At 73.3% G+C, this 15,475-nt stretch carries 15 protein-coding genes and 1 pseudogene; 7 read left to right on the forward strand and 9 right to left on the reverse strand.

Annotation, left to right across the window (positions count from 1 at the left end; translation table 11 throughout):
• Positions 1-193 precede the first annotated feature (193 nt).
• The 3 genes from ABZW32_RS36220 (at position 194) to ABZW32_RS36230 (ending at position 3,401) form a co-directional block, all read left to right on the forward strand.
• Positions 194-967, forward strand: a complete 774-nt coding sequence (locus ABZW32_RS36220; RefSeq protein ID WP_356224605.1) for an SDR family oxidoreductase — start codon at positions 194-196, stop codon at positions 965-967.
• Positions 964-2,709, forward strand: coding sequence for an AMP-binding protein (locus tag ABZW32_RS36225; RefSeq protein ID WP_356224607.1), 1,746 nt, complete (start codon positions 964-966; stop codon positions 2,707-2,709). The genes ABZW32_RS36220 and ABZW32_RS36225 overlap by 4 nt, the downstream gene beginning before the upstream one ends.
• Before the next feature lie 80 nt (positions 2,710-2,789).
• A complete protein-coding gene (locus ABZW32_RS36230; RefSeq protein ID WP_356224609.1) occupies positions 2,790-3,401 on the forward strand; it encodes a TetR/AcrR family transcriptional regulator in 612 nt (203 codons plus the stop codon).
• Positions 3,402-3,462: 61 nt separating this feature from the next.
• On the opposite strand, the gene ABZW32_RS36235 is transcribed toward ABZW32_RS36230, so the two are convergent.
• The 8 genes from ABZW32_RS36235 to ABZW32_RS36270 form a co-directional block, all read right to left on the reverse strand.
• Positions 3,463-4,662, reverse strand: a complete 1,200-nt coding sequence (locus ABZW32_RS36235; RefSeq protein ID WP_356224611.1) for a S8 family serine peptidase — start codon at positions 4,660-4,662, stop codon at positions 3,463-3,465.
• Positions 4,663-4,851: 189 nt separating this feature from the next.
• Entirely contained in the window at positions 4,852-6,081 is a 1,230-nt protein-coding gene (locus ABZW32_RS36240; protein WP_356224613.1) for an acyl-CoA dehydrogenase family protein, read from the reverse strand.
• Positions 6,082-6,090: 9 nt separating this feature from the next.
• Positions 6,091-7,131: a phosphotransferase family protein gene (locus tag ABZW32_RS36245; protein WP_356224615.1), complete on the reverse strand. Its 1,041-nt coding sequence runs from the start codon at positions 7,129-7,131 to the stop codon at positions 6,091-6,093.
• Between the two features lie 121 nt (positions 7,132-7,252).
• The gene (locus tag ABZW32_RS36250; RefSeq protein WP_356224617.1) at positions 7,253-8,164 is read right to left on the reverse strand and encodes an MBL fold metallo-hydrolase; all 912 of its coding nucleotides are present in this window, start codon (positions 8,162-8,164) and stop codon (positions 7,253-7,255) included.
• A gap of 86 nt (positions 8,165-8,250) precedes the next feature.
• Entirely contained in the window at positions 8,251-8,547 is a 297-nt protein-coding gene (locus ABZW32_RS36255) for a hypothetical protein (protein WP_356224619.1), read from the reverse strand.
• Between the two features lie 74 nt (positions 8,548-8,621).
• Positions 8,622-8,942 carry a DUF202 domain-containing protein gene (locus ABZW32_RS36260; protein ID WP_356224621.1) on the reverse strand — a complete coding sequence of 107 codons (321 nt, stop codon included), beginning with the start codon at positions 8,940-8,942 and terminating at the stop codon, positions 8,622-8,624.
• Complete coding sequence (locus ABZW32_RS36265; RefSeq protein WP_030238937.1) at positions 8,939-9,337, reverse strand: DUF202 domain-containing protein; 399 nt, start codon at positions 9,335-9,337, stop codon at positions 8,939-8,941. Before ABZW32_RS36265 ends, ABZW32_RS36260 begins: the two co-directional genes overlap by 4 nt.
• 201 nt (positions 9,338-9,538) lie before the next feature.
• On the reverse strand, positions 9,539-10,054 hold the full coding sequence (locus ABZW32_RS36270; protein WP_356224623.1) for an NUDIX domain-containing protein: 516 nt from the start codon (positions 10,052-10,054) through the stop codon (positions 9,539-9,541).
• 85 nt (positions 10,055-10,139) lie between these two features.
• Between ABZW32_RS36270 and ABZW32_RS36275 the strand changes: the two genes are divergently transcribed.
• Positions 10,140-11,798: an FAD-binding dehydrogenase gene (locus ABZW32_RS36275; protein ID WP_356224625.1), complete on the forward strand. Its 1,659-nt coding sequence runs from the start codon at positions 10,140-10,142 to the stop codon at positions 11,796-11,798.
• A gap of 38 nt (positions 11,799-11,836) precedes the next feature.
• Here ABZW32_RS36275 and ABZW32_RS36280 read toward each other — a convergent pair whose 3' ends face one another.
• Positions 11,837-12,262, reverse strand: a complete 426-nt coding sequence (locus ABZW32_RS36280; RefSeq protein WP_356224627.1) for an ASCH domain-containing protein — start codon at positions 12,260-12,262, stop codon at positions 11,837-11,839.
• Between the two features lie 294 nt (positions 12,263-12,556).
• Here ABZW32_RS36280 and ABZW32_RS36285 point away from each other — a divergent pair, with 294 nt between their 5' ends.
• The 3 genes and pseudogenes from ABZW32_RS36285 to ABZW32_RS36295 all read left to right on the forward strand — a co-directional run.
• Entirely contained in the window at positions 12,557-13,507 is a 951-nt protein-coding gene (locus ABZW32_RS36285; RefSeq protein WP_356224629.1) for a hypothetical protein, read from the forward strand.
• Between the two features lie 34 nt (positions 13,508-13,541).
• The gene (locus tag ABZW32_RS36290) at positions 13,542-15,086 is read left to right on the forward strand and encodes an APC family permease (protein WP_356224631.1); all 1,545 of its coding nucleotides are present in this window, start codon (positions 13,542-13,544) and stop codon (positions 15,084-15,086) included.
• 218 nt (positions 15,087-15,304) lie between these two features.
• A pseudogene (locus ABZW32_RS36295) lies at positions 15,305-15,475 on the forward strand (L-asparagine permease); the annotation flags it as partial.

A 15,475-nucleotide genomic window follows, 5' to 3' on the forward strand; every position in this document is an offset into this window, starting at 1 on the left:
CCGCCGTGCCCGCCGCGGCGGCGCGGGCCGCCGGGCCGGCTCCCGCGACGGCCCCCGCGGTCCCCATGGCCCCCGCCAGTCCCAGCACCCCGCGTCGTGACAGCGTCATCCGGACACGCTAGGGCCCGGACCCCTTCCGCCCCGACATACCGACTGGTTAGTCTGCCCGGGATCCGGCAGGCAGCGGCGAAAGGTGATCCCCGTGAACGCGTACCAGGACCAGCGAGTCGTCGTCACCGGCGCGGGCGGCGGCATCGGCGCGGCCCTCGCCCGCCGCTTCGCCGCCGAGGGAGCCACCGTCGTCGTCAACGACCTCGACCCGGCGAAGGCCGCCTCGGTCGCGCAGGGGATCGGCCCCCGGGCCGTCGCGGTCCCCGGAGACGCCTCGACCGTCGCCGAGGCGGCCCGCGAGGCCCTCGGCGGCACGGTCGACGTCTACTGCGCCAACGCCGGACTCGCCTCGGGCGGGGACGTCTTCGCGGACGAGGCCGTGTGGGAGGCGGCCTGGGACACCAACGTCATGGCGCACGTACGGGCCGCCCGGACCCTGCTGCCGCAGTGGCTGGAGCGGGGCAGCGGACGCTTCGTGTCCACCGTCTCCGCCGCAGGGCTGCTGACCATGATCGGGGCGGCGCCGTACAGTGTCAGCAAGCACGGTGCCCTCGCCTTCGCGGAATGGCTCTCGCTGACCTACCGCCACCGGGGCGTCCGGGTCCACGCCATCTGCCCGCAGGGCGTGCGCACCGACATGCTGACCGCCGCGGGCTCGGCGGGCGAACTCGTCCTGGCGCCGACCGCCATCGAGCCGGACGCGGTCGCTGACGCACTGTTCGACGGCATGGAGAAGGGCCGCTTCTTGATCCTCCCGCACCCCGAGGTGGCGGACTACCACGCCGCCCGCGCGAACGACCCGGACCGGTGGCTGGGAGCCATGAACCACCTCCAGCAGAAGTGGGAGTCCTCGTGACGCCCGCCCGCGCACCCGGGGCGGACGCGGCGGCCCCGACCGGCTCCCCGTACGCCGCACGGCCGTGGCTGGGTCGGCTCAGCGCGGCGCAGCTGGCGCCGGTCAGCCCGCCGCCCACCGTGCTCCACGCCTTCCGGGCCGCCGTGGCGCGCGCCCCCGGGCGCACGGCCCTGGCGTACTTCGACGGGCGCGTCGGCTACGCCGAGGCCGACGCCCTGTCCGACTCCCTCGCCGGGTACCTCGCCGCGCGGGGGGTCCGGCGCGGCGACCGGATCGCCGTCATGCTCCAGAACACCCCGCACTTCGTGCTCGCCGTGCTGGCCGCCTGGAAGGCCGGGGCGGTGGTCGTCCCGCTGAACCCGATGTACAAGTCCGCCGAGGCCGGGCACGTACTGCGCGACTCGGGCGCCGTCGCGCTGGTCTGCGAGGCCCGCGCCTGGGCGGCGTACCTGCGCGGGACCGCGCACGAGGCCGGCGTCCGGATCGCCCTCACCACCGACGAGCGCGACTTCCAGAACCGCGACGACGCCCGCCTCTTCCCGCCGCCCTCCCCGGCCCCGCCGCCCTCCCCGGCCCCGGCCCCGGAGCGGGGCCGGGAGCAGGAGCGGTTCCCGGGCGGGCCCGAGGACCTGGTGACCGTGGCGCGGCAGGGGCACCCCGCGCCGGACGGGCCCGCTCCGGGCCCGGACGACCTCGCGCTCCTCGGCTACACCTCCGGCACCTCGGGCACCCCCAAGGGCGCCATGAACCCGCACGGGGCGCTGACCTACAACGCCACCCGCCAGGTCACCGGCCACCCCCTCGCCGAAGGCGCCGGTTACTTCGCCCTCGCTCCGCTCTTCCACATCACCGGCCTCGTCTGCGAGCTCGCCGCCTGCTTCGTCAACGCCGGCACCCTCGTCCTCACCCGCCGCTTCGACGCGGGCGCCGTACTCGACGCCTTCCTCGAACACCGCCCGGCCTACACCATCGGACCGGCCACCGCCTTCACGGCCCTGGCCGCCCACCCCGCGGCCACCGCCGAGCACTTCGCCTCGTTCCAGGTGGTCTCCTCGGGCGGCGCCCCGCTGCCGCCCGCCCTCGTCGAACGCCTGCGCGCCTCCTTCGGCTTCTACCTCCGCAACGGCTACGGCCTCACCGAGTGCACCGCCCCCTGCGCCTCGGTCCCCGCCCACCGCGAGGCCCCCGTCGACCCCCGCTCCGGCACCCTCTCGGTCGGCCTGCCCGGCGCGCAGACCCTCGTACGGATCCTCGACGAGCAGGGTGCCGAGGTCCCCCTCGGCGAGACCGGCGAGATCGCCGTCCGCGGCCCCCAGGTCGTGCCGGGGTACTGGGGGCTCCCGGACGAGAGCGCCGCGGCCTTCCCGGACGGGGAACTGCGGACCGGGGACGTCGGCTTCATGGACCCCGACGGCTGGCTCTACGTCGTCGACCGCAAGAAGGACATGATCAACGCCTCCGGGTTCAAGGTCTGGCCGAGGGAGGTGGAGGACGTCCTCTACACCCATCCCGCCGTCCGCGAGGCGGCCGTCGTCGGCGTCCCCGACGCCTACCGCGGCGAGAGCGTGAAGGCGTACGTGAGCCTGCGGCCCGGTGCCACCGCCGACCCCGCTCAGCTGTCCGCGTACTGCGCCGAGCGGCTCGCCGCGTACAAGTACCCGCGCGAGGTCGAGATCCTGCCTGTTCTTCCCCAGACCACCAGTGGCAAGATCCTGCGACGGGAACTGCGCGAGCGCGGCTGAAAACCGCCGTACGGTCGTACGGCGCAGGACACCCGGCACACGCAGGACAGGCGACGGATCAGGAGAGGAAGGCGAGCACCATGGCCGCCAGCACCACCGCGGGACCCGAGGACATCAACCGGGAGACCCCGGTGCCGCAGCGCCTGCTCGCCGTCGCGACCAGGCTTTTCGCCGAGCGCGGCTACGACCGCACCTCCGTGCAGGAGATCGTCGAGGCGGCCGGCGTCACCAAGGGTGCGCTCTACCACTACTTCGGTTCCAAGGACGACCTGCTGCACGAGGTGTACGCGCGCATGCTGCGCCTCCAGCAGCAGCGGCTCGACGCGGTGGCCGGATCCGACGCTCCCGTCGAGGAGCGGCTGCGGGCCGCCGCCGCCGACGTGGTGGTGACCACCATCGAGAACCTCGACGACGCGATGATCTTCTTCCGGTCGATGCACCAGCTCAGCCCGGAGAAGTACAAGCAGGTGCGGGCGGAGCGCCGGCGCTACCACGAGCGGTTCCGGGCCCTGGTCGAGGAGGGCCAGCGCACCGGGGTGTTCGCCACGGTCACCCCCGCCGACCTGGTGGTGGACTTCTACTTCGGGTCCGTCCACCACCTGTCGACCTGGTACCGCACCGACGGCCCGCTCACCCCGCACCAGGTCGCGGACCACCTCGCCGACCTGCTGCTGCGCTCCCTGCGCCCGTAGCCCCGCACCGGCACAGGCCGCCACGGGACCACGGGACTACGGGACTACGGGGACCACGCCGCTACGGAGCCACCTTCAGCAGCTTGTTCGCCGTGCCCGCCGAAGGGTTGGTCACCGCGCCGCTCGTGGCCGCGGCCGTCAGCGCCGCGGCCGTCTGCGCCGGGGTCGCGGACGGGTGCCCGGCCAGGTAGACCGCCGCGGCGCCCACCACGTGCGGGGTGGCCATGGAGGTGCCCGAGATGGTCTTCGTACCGGTGTCGCTGTCGTTCCAGTCGGACGTGATGTCCGAACCCGGCGCGTACAGGTCCACCACGGAGCCGAAGTTGGAGAACGAGGACTGCGCGTCGTCGATGGTGCTCGACGCCACGGTGATCGCCTCCGGGACCCGTGCGGGGGAGCCCTGGCCGGCGTCGGCCGACTCGTTGCCCGCCGCCACCGCGAAGGTGACGCCGGAGGCGATGGCCCGGCGCACCGCCTCGTCGAGCGCCTCGTCCGCGCCGCCGCCCAGGCTCATGTTGGCCACCGAAGGCCCCGAGTGGTGCTGGGTGACCCAGTCGATCCCGGCGACCACCTGTTCGGTCGTGCCGGAGCCGTTGTCGTCCAGCACCCGCACCGCGACCAGCTTCGCCTTCTTGGCGACGCCGTGCGCGGTCCCGGCTATGGTGCCCGCGACGTGCGTGCCGTGGCCGTTGCCGTCGTCGGCCTTGTCGTCGTTGTCCACCGCGTCGAAGCCGGACGTCGCGCGACCGCCGAAGTCCTTGTGCGTCGTGCGTATGCCGGTGTCGATGACGTACGCCGTCACGCCCTCGCCGGCGCCGTCGGGGTAGGTGTACTTCTTGTCGCCCGCCGTCGCCGTCTGGTCGATCCGGTCCAGACCCCATGACGGCGGGTCGTTCTGCGTGGTCTTGATCGTGAACTTCTTGTTCTGCACGACCTTGCCGACGGCCGGGTCCGCGGCGAGCCGCTTGGCCTCGGTCTCGCTCAGGCCCGAGGCCGAGAAACCGTTGACCCCGGAGCTGTAGGTGCGCTTCAGCTCACCGCCGTACTTCTTGGCGAGCTGTTCCTTGTTCGCGGATGCGTCGAGTATGACGACGTAACTGCCGCTGATCGCACCGGGTGCGCCCAGGCCGTACACCGTGCCCTCGGCCGGTGTCGCCGCTCCCGCTAAGGGGCTGGCGATCAGGGCCGCGGCGGCCGCGACGGCGGCTCCCGTGCCGACCGCCGCGTACCGGAGAGTGCGGCTGCGCTTGTGAGTTGCCATCTGGAACGTTCTCCTCATGGTGACGTGTGGGGCGTCGAACCTTCTGGAGAACCCTGTTCCGATTGACAGGCGCAAATCAAGAACGTACCGGCGGTTCGGAGTTGTTCAACAAGGTTTCTTAAAAGGCCCCCCGCACCGCCTTCACCTCGCACATGGGTTCGCGCGAACTCCCACACGATTCCCACACGTTCAGGAGCGCCCCGCGTACCCCTTCAGTTCCCGGTGGGCCAGCGAGCGCTGGTGGACCTCGTCCGGCCCGTCCGCCAGCCGCAGCGTCCGCGCCGCCGCCCACAGCTCGGCCAGCGGGAAGTCCTGGCTGACCCCGCCCGCGCCGTGCAGCTGCACGGCCTGGTCCAGGATCCCCACGACCGCGCGCGGGGTGGCGATCTTGATGGCCTGGATCTCGGTGTGCGCGCCGCGGTTGCCCACCGTGTCCATCAGCCAGGCGGTCTTCAGCACCAGCAGCCGCAGCTGCTCGATGGTGACCCGGGCGTCCGCGATCCAGCCCTGCACGACTCCCTGCGCGGCCAGCTCCTTGCCGAAGGCCGTACGTCCCACCGCGCGCCGGCACATCAGCTCGACGGCCCGCTCGGCCATGCCGATCAGGCGCATGCAGTGGTGGATCCGGCCCGGGCCGAGCCGTGCCTGGGCGATCGCGAAGCCGGACCCCTCCTCGCCGATCAGGTTCGCGGCCGGCACCCGGGCCCCGTCGAAGACCACCTCGGCGTGGCCGCCGTGGTCGTGGTCGGCGTACCCGTACACCGTCATCGCCCGCCGCACCTCGACGCCCGGGGTGTCGCGCGGCACCAGGATCATCGACTGCTGGCGGCGCGGATCGGCGCCGTCCGGGTCGGTCTTGCCCATCACGATGAAGATCTTGCAGTCCGGGTTCATGGCACCGGAGATGAACCACTTGCGGCCGGTGACCGCGTACCCCGAGCCGTCCGCCGAACGCTCGATCCGCGTCTCGATGTTCGTCGCGTCGGAGGAGGCCACCTCCGGCTCGGTCATCGCGAACGCCGAGCGGATCTCCCCGGCCAGCAGCGGCTCCAGCCACTGCTTCTGCTGCTCCTCGCTGCCGAACTGCGCGAGCACCTCCATGTTCCCGGTGTCCGGGGCGGCGCAGTTGGTCGCCATCGGCGCCAGGTGCGGACTGCGGCCGGTGATCTCGGCGAGCGGGGCGTACTGGAGGTTGGTCAGCCCGGCGCCGTGCTCGGAGTCGGGCATGAACAGGTTCCACAGGCCCTGGCGGCGCGCTTCGGCCTTCAGCTCACCGAAGACGGCCGGGGTGTCCCAGGGCGAGGCCAGCCGTGCGCGCTGCTCGGCGGCGAGGGCCTCCGCCGGGTACACGTGACTCTCCATGAACGCGAGCAACCGCTCGCGGAGTTCCTCGGTCCGGGCGTCGAATGCGAAGTCCATGGGTGCGGCTCAGCCTTCCTGGAGGGTGGTCAGACCGTGTTCGATGAAGACCGGGACCAGTTCGCCGATCCGGTCGAAGCCCGCGCCGACCGTCTGGCCGAGCGTGAAGCGGTAGTGGATGCCTTCGAGGATCACCGCGAGCTTGAACCAGGCGAAGGCCGTGTACCAGGCGATCGCGCCGGTGTCGCGCCCGGAGCGGGCGGCGTAGCGTTCGACCAGTTCGGCGGGGTCCGGATGCCCCGGTGCGCGGCTGGTCGTGCTGACCGGGGAGTCCGTCAGGCCCAGGTCGGAGCTGTACATCACCAGCAGCCCGAGGTCGGTGAGCGGATCGCCCAGCGTGGACATCTCCCAGTCCAGTACCGCCCGGATCGAGTCGTCCGGCCCGCCGATCAGTACGTTGTCCAGCCGGAAGTCCCCGTGCACCACGGTCGGCGCGGGGGAGGCGGGCAGGGCCTCGCCGAGCGCGGCGTGGAGCTCGTCGATGCCGGCCAGCTCCCGCCCGCGGGAGGCCGCGAGCTGTTTGCCCCAGCGGCGCAACTGCCGGTCGAGGAAGCCCTCGGGCCGGCCGAAATCGCCCAGCCCCACCGCGCCGGGATCCACCGCGTGCAGGTCGACGAGGGTGTCCACCAGGGCGAGCACCGCCCGCCGGGTCCGCTCGGGGCCGATCTCCTCCAGCTGGGCGGCGGTCCGGTAGGGGACCCCGTCCACGTACTCCATCACGTAGAACGGCGCGCCCAGCACCTCCTCGTCCTCGCACAGCAGCAGCGGTCCGGGCACCGGTACGGCCGTCCCGTGCAGGGCGGCGATCACCCGGTGCTCGCGCCGCATGTCGTGCGCGGTGGCCAGGACGTGCCCGAGCGGCGGGCGGCGCACCACCCAGCGGGCGGTGCCGTCGGTGACCGCGTACGTCAGGTTCGACCGGCCCCCCTCGATCAGCCGGCCGCTCAGCGGCCCGCCCACGAGCCCGGGGCGCGCGGCGTCGAGATGGCCGCGCAGCCGCTCCAGGTCCAGGCCGCGCGGGCTCGGGGAGCCTGCCGGGACTGCGGTCATGGTGCGCACCTCCGTACGGGGTTGACGGTGAGGGTTGCTCGGAGGACATCATGCCGACCAGTCGGTATGGCGTCCAGGGGGCGGGCCGGAGGAACCCTCCGGACACCGCCGCCCGCCCGCGTCAGGCGTGGCAGAGGATCGGCGTGCCCCCGTTCATCACCGTCATGTCCCGGAGCGCGGCCATGATGTCCAGCGCCGCCCCCTCCGGCTCCCCGGCCAGCTCCGCGTACGCCCGGTGCACGTTCGCCACCAGCCGCTCGCTCTCCCGCCAGGCCGCGAACTCTCCGAGATCGGCCCCCTGTGCGACCTCCAGCGGGGTCAGCCCCTTCTCCCGCCCCTCCCGCGCCAGTTCGGCGACGAACCGCAGGTACCGCTCGGTCGCCGCGTACGCCGAGGCGTCGGTCAGCGGCCCGTGCCCCGGTACGACGGTCTCCGCGCCCAGGGACTTCAGCAGCTCCAGCGCCCGCAGCGACCCGGACAGCGAACCCATCGCCAGGAACGGCGTGCCCCCGGCGAAGACCAGGTCCCCGGTGAAGACCACCCGCTGCCGGGGCAGCCACACGACCGCGTCCCCGGTGGTGTGCGCCACGCCCGGGTGGATGACCCGCACCTCGATCTCGCCGACGTGCAGGGTCAGGCGCTCGCTGAAGGTGAGGTCCGGCGGGACGATCTCTATCGCCCCGAAGTCGGTCGCGGGCCAGATCAGCTCCAGCTGGTGCCCGGCCGCGAGCTGCTCGGCGCGGGCGTTGTCGTGCCCGACGATCAGGGCCTCGGGCGCGAACACCCCGTTGCCGTAGGTGTGGTCGCCGTGGTGGTGGGTGTTGACCACGGTCCGGGGGAGCGGCACCCCGGCCGCCGTGACGGCCTCGCGCAGGGCCAGCGCCCGCCGCTCGGTGGCGGCCGTGTCGACGAGCAGGGTCCGCCCGCCGTCACTGACGAAGCCGGCGTTGTTCAGGCACCAGCCCCCGTCCGGCTGGACGTAGGCGTACACCCCGGCCGCGGGCTGGACTACGTACGGTGCGTCGACGGTCATGGGCGCTCTCCCCCGGGTCGCTACGACAGGTGATCGGCATCCTGTCAGCCGTGGCCCGGCCGGGGGAGAGCGGGGGTGAGCGGCCGTCAGTGGTCGTCGTAGTGGCCGTCGTGCTCCGCGTGCCGGTGCCCGTCGTGGAGGTAGTCGACGTGGTCGCCGTGCGGGACCGACTCGTGCCCGCAGTCGGTCCCGTGGGCGTGCGCGTGCCCGTCGTGGGTGGTGTGGTCCGTGGTCTCGCACTCGTCCCAGTGCCCGGAGTGCTCCCGGTGCAGGTGGCCGTCGTGCGCGTAGTCCACGTGGTCGCCGTGCGAGACCGCCCGGTGCCCGCACGAGGGGCCGTGGGTGTGTTCGTGGGTGGGGTGCTCGTGGTGCAGGGTCGTCATGGCGCAGAGGCTAGTGCGGAACGCCCCTTAACACCCGTTCTGTCCGGGCTCGTGTCGCACGGCTCGGCAGATCTTCAGAAGATCACCGTCATCGCGAACAGCGCCAGCGCCACGGTGCACAGCACCGCTGCGAGCGCCACCCGCGGCGCGAGCGCCGGAGGCCGCGCCGCCGCCAGCTGCCGCACGCGCACGTGCGCCACACCCAGGAACGCCAGCCAGATCAGCGCGATCACCGCAGTCCCGGCCACCCGCAGGGGGGAGCCGGAGCCGTGCAGGGCCTGCCGCAGCGCAAGTACCGCGGCCACCGAACAGGCCAGTGTCGTACGCCGCCAGGCCAGCCGGGTCCGTTCCGGCTGGAGCCCGGCGTCGCGGGAGGCCGTGCCCGGCCCGCTCACCGGCCCGTCGTCCAGCCCAGCAGCACGACCACCACCATCGCCACCGCGACCAGCCCGACGCCCAGACTGAGCACCACCGGGAACCGGGACAGCGGCAGGTCCTCCCCCCGCCGCATCGCCCGCTCGCACCGCACCCAGTGGTTCACCGCGCGCAGCGCGCAGGCCGCACCGACGGCCAGCAGCGCGAGAGCCATCCCGACGCGCACCCCCCACCGCAGGTCCGGCAGGAACTGGTCCACCGCGAACCCGCCGCCCACCAGCGCCAGCGCGGTCCGGATCCAGGCCAGGAAGGTCCGCTCGTTGGCCAGGGAGAACCGGTAGTCCGGGGTGTCGCCCTCGTCCCTCAGCCGCTGCGGCGCGAACCAGAGGCGCACGTCCTTGACGAAGTCGATCATCCGGCCAATCTACGGGCAGCCACCCGGCCGCCCCGGGAGCGCCCCGGCCTTCGCGCCGGGCGCTCAGCCCGCGTGCCCCGCCCCGGCCTCCGGCGCCGCCCGCTCAGCCAGCGCGCCCCGCCCCGGCCGCCCCGGCGTTCCGCCCCGGCGCCTCCTCCGTGCCCCGCCCCGACCGCCCCGGCCACCCCGGCCGCCCGCCCCTCACCCCGCGCGGTACGCCGTCAGCCGCCGGTACGCCTCCAGCCCGTCCGGTACCCACGCCCAGCTCCCGTCGGCGACCCGCCGCTCCAGCTCCTCCTGCGGGAGCCAGGTGTGCCAGTCCACCTCCGAGGCCTGCGGGGCCACCGGCAGCTCGCACCGCACCTCGTGCACGTATGACCACCAGGCCCCGCCCGGACCCTCGTAGAGGAACTTGAACAGCGGCGCCGGCTGCTCCAGCCCGCTCACCCCCAGCTCCTCCTCGGCCTCCCGCAGCGCGGCCCCCGCGTAGTCCTCCCCGGCGCCCAGCACCCCGCCCACGAACATGTCGTAGTGCCCGGGGAACACCAGCTTCGACGCGGTCCGGCGGTGCACGAACACCCGCCCCCGCGCGTCCCTGGCCTGCACGAACACACACCGGTGGAGCAGCCCCCGGGCGTAGACCTCGCCCCGCGGGGCCTGCCCGGTGACCCGGTCGTCCCGGTCCACCACGTCCAGTACTTCATCAGCGGCACTCACGGAATCCATCCAACCACCGCCATTGACTGGTTACCGCTCCGTAGCAAAGGATCTGCCCCACCATCGACCGGAGGACGGGCTATCCATGACGACGTACGACGCCGACGTGATCGTGATCGGAGCGGGCCTCGCCGGGCTCGTCGCCACCGCCGAGCTCGTCGACGCGGGCCGCAAGGTGATCCTCCTCGACCAGGAGCCCGAGCAGTCCGTCGGGGGCCAGGCCCACTGGTCCTTCGGCGGCCTGTTCTTCGTGGACTCGCCCGAGCAGCGCCGGATGCGCATCAGGGACAGCCGCGAGCTCGCCCTCCAGGACTGGGCAGGGACCGCGGGGTTCGACCGGCCCGAGGACGCCTGGCCGCGCCGCTGGGCCGAGGCCTACGTGGACTTCGCGGCCGGGGAGAAGCGGCCCTGGCTGCACTCCCAGGGCGTCCGCTTCTTCCCCGTCGTCGGCTGGGCGGAGCGCGGCGGCTACGACGCGAACGGCCACGGCAACTCCGTCCCCCGCTTCCACATCACCTGGGGCACGGGCCCCGGCCTGGTCGCCCCCTTCGAACGCCGGGTCCGGGCCGGGGCGGCCCGCGGCCTGGTCGAGTTCCGCTTCCGCCACCGGGTCACCGGTCTCGACACCACCGGCGGCGTCGTGGACACCGTCACCGGGGAGGTCCTGGCCCCCTCGGACGCCGTACGGGGCGCCGCCAGCAGCCGCGAGGTCACCGGGGCCTTCTCCCTCCGGGCCCAGGCCGTGATCGTCACGAGCGGCGGCATCGGCGGCAACCACGACCTCGTGCGCGCCCAGTGGCCGGCCCGCCTCGGCACCCCGCCCGAGCGGCTGCTGTCCGGGGTCCCGGCGCACGTGGACGGCCTGATGCTCGGCATCACGGAGCGGGCCGGCGCCAGCCACATCAACAAGGACCGGATGTGGCACTACACCGAGGGCATCGAGAACTGGGACCCCATCTGGGCCCGGCACGGCATCCGCATCCTGCCCGGCCCCTCCTCGCTCTGGCTCGACGCCACCGGCAAGCGGCTGCCCGTACCGCTCTTCCCGGGCTTCGACACCCTCGGCACCCTCGACCACATCATGAAGACGGGCCACGACCACACCTGGTTCGTGCTCAACCAGCGCATCATCGGCAAGGAGTTCGGCCTCTCCGGCTCCGAACAGAACCCCGACCTGACCGGCAAATCGGTCCGCGACGTGATCGACCGCGCCCGCCAGGCCGTGCCCGGCCCGGTGAAGGCCTTCATGGACCGCGGCGCCGACTTCGTCGTCGAGCGGGACCTCGCCGCCCTGGTGCGCGGGATGAACGCCGTCACCAAGGAGAACCTCCTCGACGAGGCCACCGTCCGCCGGGAGGTCGTGGCCCGCGACCGGGAGATCGCCAACCCCTTCACCAAGGACCTCCAGGTGACGGCCATCCACGGCGCCCGCAAGTACCTCGGCGACAAGCTGATCCGCACCGCCGCCCCGCACCGCATCCTCGACCCGAAGGCGGGCCCGCTGATCGCCGTCCGGCTCTCCATCCTGACCCGCAAGTCCCTCGGCGGCCTGGAGACCGATCTGTCCTCCCGCGTCCTGACCCCGGCGGGCGAACCGCTCCCCGGCGTCTACGCCGCCGGCGAGGCGGCCGGCTTCGGCGGGGGAGGGGTCCACGGCTACCGCGCGCTGGAGGGCACCTTCCTGGGCGGCTGCATCTTCTCGGGCCGCGCGGCGGGCCGCGCGGCGGCGAGGGCCGTCTCCTAGACCCCGTCTCCTAGACCCCGTCTCCTAGACCGCGTCTCCTAGACCCCGTCCCGGACGAGCCTGAAGCGTTCGGTCACGACCATGGTGTCGTCGTGGACGGTGAAGCAGGGGTCGCCCATGGCCGCGCGCAGTTCGGGGCCGTGCCAGAACTCCTCGTGGGAGGCGCGCCATTCGGCCACGGACGCGTATCCCTCGCCCTCGTCCAGCGCGTGCCGCAGTTCGACGTCGGCCAGCCGCAGCACCCGTACCTCCGTCAGTTCCAGGACAGCCAGCCGCTGTCCGGCGGAGTCCATCAGGGCCGCGCGGCCACCCGGTTCGGGCAGCGGCTCGCCCTCCCGCTCGTACTCCTCCAGCAGTCCCGTCGTCGTGGTCTTGGCCCCGCTCAGCACGGCCGCCACCAGTTGGTCCCGCTGTTCCCCGGGGAGGCCCAGGAGGAAGGGGGGCAGGTCGTCGTAGATCGCCATGGCGGCAGCCTACGGGGACCGTCCCGGGGGCGACACCCATATCCGAACCACCACAACCATGCCAACTCGGCCAACGGAAACACCAGTTGAAACCCGCCACCCGGCGGAGCGGACCTTGACGCGGAGCTGTGCGTACCGGTTTGCTGTGCGTGATCATCCGGAACGCTCACCGGCATGATCCAGCCGCACCACCGGAACCGCCCGCACCACCGGTACCGCCATCCTCAGCGTCACCCCGTGCGTGCTCCCGCGTACGTGGTCCACCCGCGCCCGCGTCCTGGAGGGAACCCGCGGATGTCCCCGCCTCCGCCGCCCCTCGGCCGCGCCCGCAAGCGGGACGCGGCGCTCTTCGACCCCGCCCTGTGCGACACCGAACTGGTCTCCGTACGCTCCCAGTTCACCCAGGGCCGGTGGGCCAAGGCCCGCGCCCTCCTCGTCGGCACCGGTGACGACTGGGACCGCCGGGGCCACCGCGTCGTCGTCCTCGCCGAAACCCCGGCCGCCACCGCGTGGGCCCGCGAATGGCTGCTCGCCGAGCCCGGCAGCGCCGACGCCACGACCCTCCTCGCCTGCGCCGCCGTCTTCGGCGCCCTGCGTCGCAAGGGCACCCCCGAGGCGGCCGAGGAGGCCTGCCGGCGGGCCGCCGCGCTGCTGCCCGCCGACCCCACGCCCTGGCTGGGCCTGCTCATGCTCTCCCGCGCCTTCGGCACCGAGGAGGAGTTCAGCCGCCACTTCGACCAGGTCCGGGCCCGCCACCGGGAGCACCACCACGCCCACCACCTGATGGTCGCCAAGCTGGCCGAACGCACCCCCTCCCTGGGGCACGACCCGCTCCACGAGGTCTACGACTTCGCCGCCTGGGCCGCCGAGGAGTCCCCGGCCGACTCCCCGCTCGCCGTGCTGCCCGTCATCGCCCACGCCGAGCGCTACCGGGTCCTCGCCGCCGCCCAGGGGGGTTCCGCCCCCGAGTCCGCCGGCCCGCACTGGACCGGCCGCCGCGCCCGGCAGGTGCTGCGCTCCGCCTTCGACTGGTGGCTGGAGTGGGAACGCGAGGACCACCCCCGCAACCGGGTCGACCTCAACTTCCTCGCCCACGCCAAGCTCTGCGAGGGCCGCCCCGCCGAGGCCGCGGCCCTCTTCCACCGCATCGGCAGCCATGCCACCCCCGCGCCCTGGTCCTATCCGGACCGGGACCCGCACAAGGCCTTCCTCGCCGCGCGCAGCGCCGCGCTCGGCACCGCCTGACCCCGACCAGCCAGTCCCCCGAAAGGACCCCGCCATGCCGACGGGCAGATCCACCACGCTCCCAGCCGAGGCCGAGATCCGCACGTACAAGGGCCAGGACCGCGCCCTGCGCGCCGACCGCCTCGGCACCGCCGGACTGCTGCTCTCCGTACTCGCCGCGAGCGCGCCCCTGATGGTCGTCGCAGGTGTCATGCCCACGATCTTCGGGGTCATGGGCATCGTCGGCCAGCCGCTGCTCTTCGTGATCCTCGGCGTCGTCCTCGCCCTCTTCGGCATCGGGTACGCCGAGATGAGCCGCCACGTCCACAACGCCGGCGCCTTCTACGCGTACATCGCCCGCGGCCTCGGGCCCACCGCCGGGGCCTCCGCGTCCCTCGTCGCCCTCGTCGCCTACAGCGCCATGCAGGTCGGCGTGTACGGCATCCTCGGCTTCGAGATCTCCGGCCTCTTCGCGACCTACCTCGACACCCGGGTCGCCTGGTGGATCCCGGCCCTGATCGCCGTCGCCGCCACCGGCGCGCTCGGCTGGCTGAAGATCGACCTCAACGCCAAGGTGCTCGGCGTCCTGCTGCTGATCGAGTGCGCCCTCGTCGTCGTCTTCGACGCCGCCGCCCTCGGCAAGCCCGGCCCCGAAGGACTCTCCCTCACCGCCTTCGACCCCGGCACCCTCTCCGGAGCCGGCCTCGGCACGGCCCTGTGCTTCTGCATCGCCGCCTTCGTCGGCTTCGAGCAGTCCCCGGTGTACGCCGAGGAGACCAGCAGGCCGCACATCGTGGTTTCGCGCGTGATGTTCCTCGCCATCGGCTTCGTCGCCGTCTTCTTCGCCCTCAGCGCCTGGGCCCTGTCCGTGGCCACCGGACCCGCCCAGATCACCGCCGCCTCCGCGAAGGCCGGTCCCGGACTGCTCTTCGAGCTGACCGAGGCCCGTCTGGGCGCCGCCTTCACCGACGTCCTGCACGTGCTGTTCGTCACCGGCATGTTCGCGGCCATGCTCAGCTTCCACAACGTCGTCGCCCGCTACGCCTTCGCCATGGGCCGTGAGGGCCTGCTCCCGGCCCGCTTCGGCCGTACCAACCCCGGCACCGGCGCCCCCGCCACCGGCTCCCTGCTGCAGACCGTCGTGGCCGCCGCCGTCGTCATCGTCTTCGCGCTGACCGACAGCATGCCGGCCGGCGACCCCACCACTCCCGTCCTGCACCTGTTCACCTGGATGGGCAGCGTCGGCGCCCTCGGCGTGACCGTCCTGATGGCCGCCTCCTCCTGCGCCGTCATCGCCTTCTTCGTCCGCCGCGGCACCGCGGGCGCCCAGGTGTGGCGTCTGATCGCCGCGGCCCTGGCAGGCCTCGCGCTCATCGCCATCGCCGTCTACACCGTGCGCGACTTCGGCGTGCTGGTCGGCGCCGCGGAGGGGTCCGCGCTGAGCTGGACGCTGCCCGCGATCATCGTCGTGGCCGCCCTGGGCGGACTGGTCCACGGGCTGCTGCTCAAGAAGCGCCGTCCCGAGGCCCACGCCCGGATCGGCCTGGGCAACGAGGCCTTCCGCCTCGACCAGGCCGCGGAGGCCGACCCGGCCGACTGAGCCCCGTAGCCTCGCTTTCGTGCCCGCCGCAGGCCCCCCGCGACCGTTTCCATGGTCGCCGGGGGCCTGCGCGCGCATGAGGCCGATTTTGGCGGGTAGCGGAGCCTCATGGTCTATTGGGGCGACAAAATCACCGGAACGCGGCACGGGGGACACCACCCAGCTCCCCCGCACGCGCCCCGGACCTGCCTGTCCGAACCACGAAGGCGAAGTCCCGAATGAGTGACCGCACCTTGACCGAGGCCCCCGCCGAGGCCTCGTCCCGCCACGTCGACGCCGGTGACGAGGGCTACAGCAAGGACCTGAAGTCCCGGCACATCAACATGATCGCCATCGGCGGGGCGATAGGCACCGGCCTGTTCCTCGGCGCGGGCGGCCGGCTCGCCGGC

Origin of the sequence: Streptomyces sp. NPDC004667 (assembly GCF_040609475.1) — a bacterium.
GTDB lineage: Bacteria > Actinomycetota > Actinomycetes > Streptomycetales > Streptomycetaceae > Streptomyces.

What these genes read in the sequence shown, in the direction of transcription:
- ABZW32_RS36230 (WP_356224609.1), top strand. Translation starts at nt 2,790, where the DNA reads ATGGCCGCCAGCACCACCGCGGGACCCGAGGACATCAACCGGGAGACC.
- ABZW32_RS36235 (WP_356224611.1), bottom strand. Translation starts at nt 4,662, where the DNA reads ATGGCAACTCACAAGCGCAGCCGCACTCTCCGGTACGCGGCGGTCGGC.
- ABZW32_RS36240 (WP_356224613.1), bottom strand. Translation starts at nt 6,081, where the DNA reads ATGGACTTCGCATTCGACGCCCGGACCGAGGAACTCCGCGAGCGGTTG.
- ABZW32_RS36245 (WP_356224615.1), bottom strand. Translation starts at nt 7,131, where the DNA reads ATGACCGCAGTCCCGGCAGGCTCCCCGAGCCCGCGCGGCCTGGACCTG.
- ABZW32_RS36250 (WP_356224617.1), bottom strand. Translation starts at nt 8,164, where the DNA reads ATGACCGTCGACGCACCGTACGTAGTCCAGCCCGCGGCCGGGGTGTAC.
- ABZW32_RS36255 (WP_356224619.1), bottom strand. Translation starts at nt 8,547, where the DNA reads ATGACGACCCTGCACCACGAGCACCCCACCCACGAACACACCCACGGC.
- ABZW32_RS36265 (WP_030238937.1), bottom strand. Translation starts at nt 9,337, where the DNA reads ATGATCGACTTCGTCAAGGACGTGCGCCTCTGGTTCGCGCCGCAGCGG.
- ABZW32_RS36275 (WP_356224625.1), top strand. Translation starts at nt 10,140, where the DNA reads ATGACGACGTACGACGCCGACGTGATCGTGATCGGAGCGGGCCTCGCC.
- ABZW32_RS36280 (WP_356224627.1), bottom strand. Translation starts at nt 12,262, where the DNA reads ATGGCGATCTACGACGACCTGCCCCCCTTCCTCCTGGGCCTCCCCGGG.
- ABZW32_RS36285 (WP_356224629.1), top strand. Translation starts at nt 12,557, where the DNA reads ATGTCCCCGCCTCCGCCGCCCCTCGGCCGCGCCCGCAAGCGGGACGCG.
- ABZW32_RS36290 (WP_356224631.1), top strand. Translation starts at nt 13,542, where the DNA reads ATGCCGACGGGCAGATCCACCACGCTCCCAGCCGAGGCCGAGATCCGC.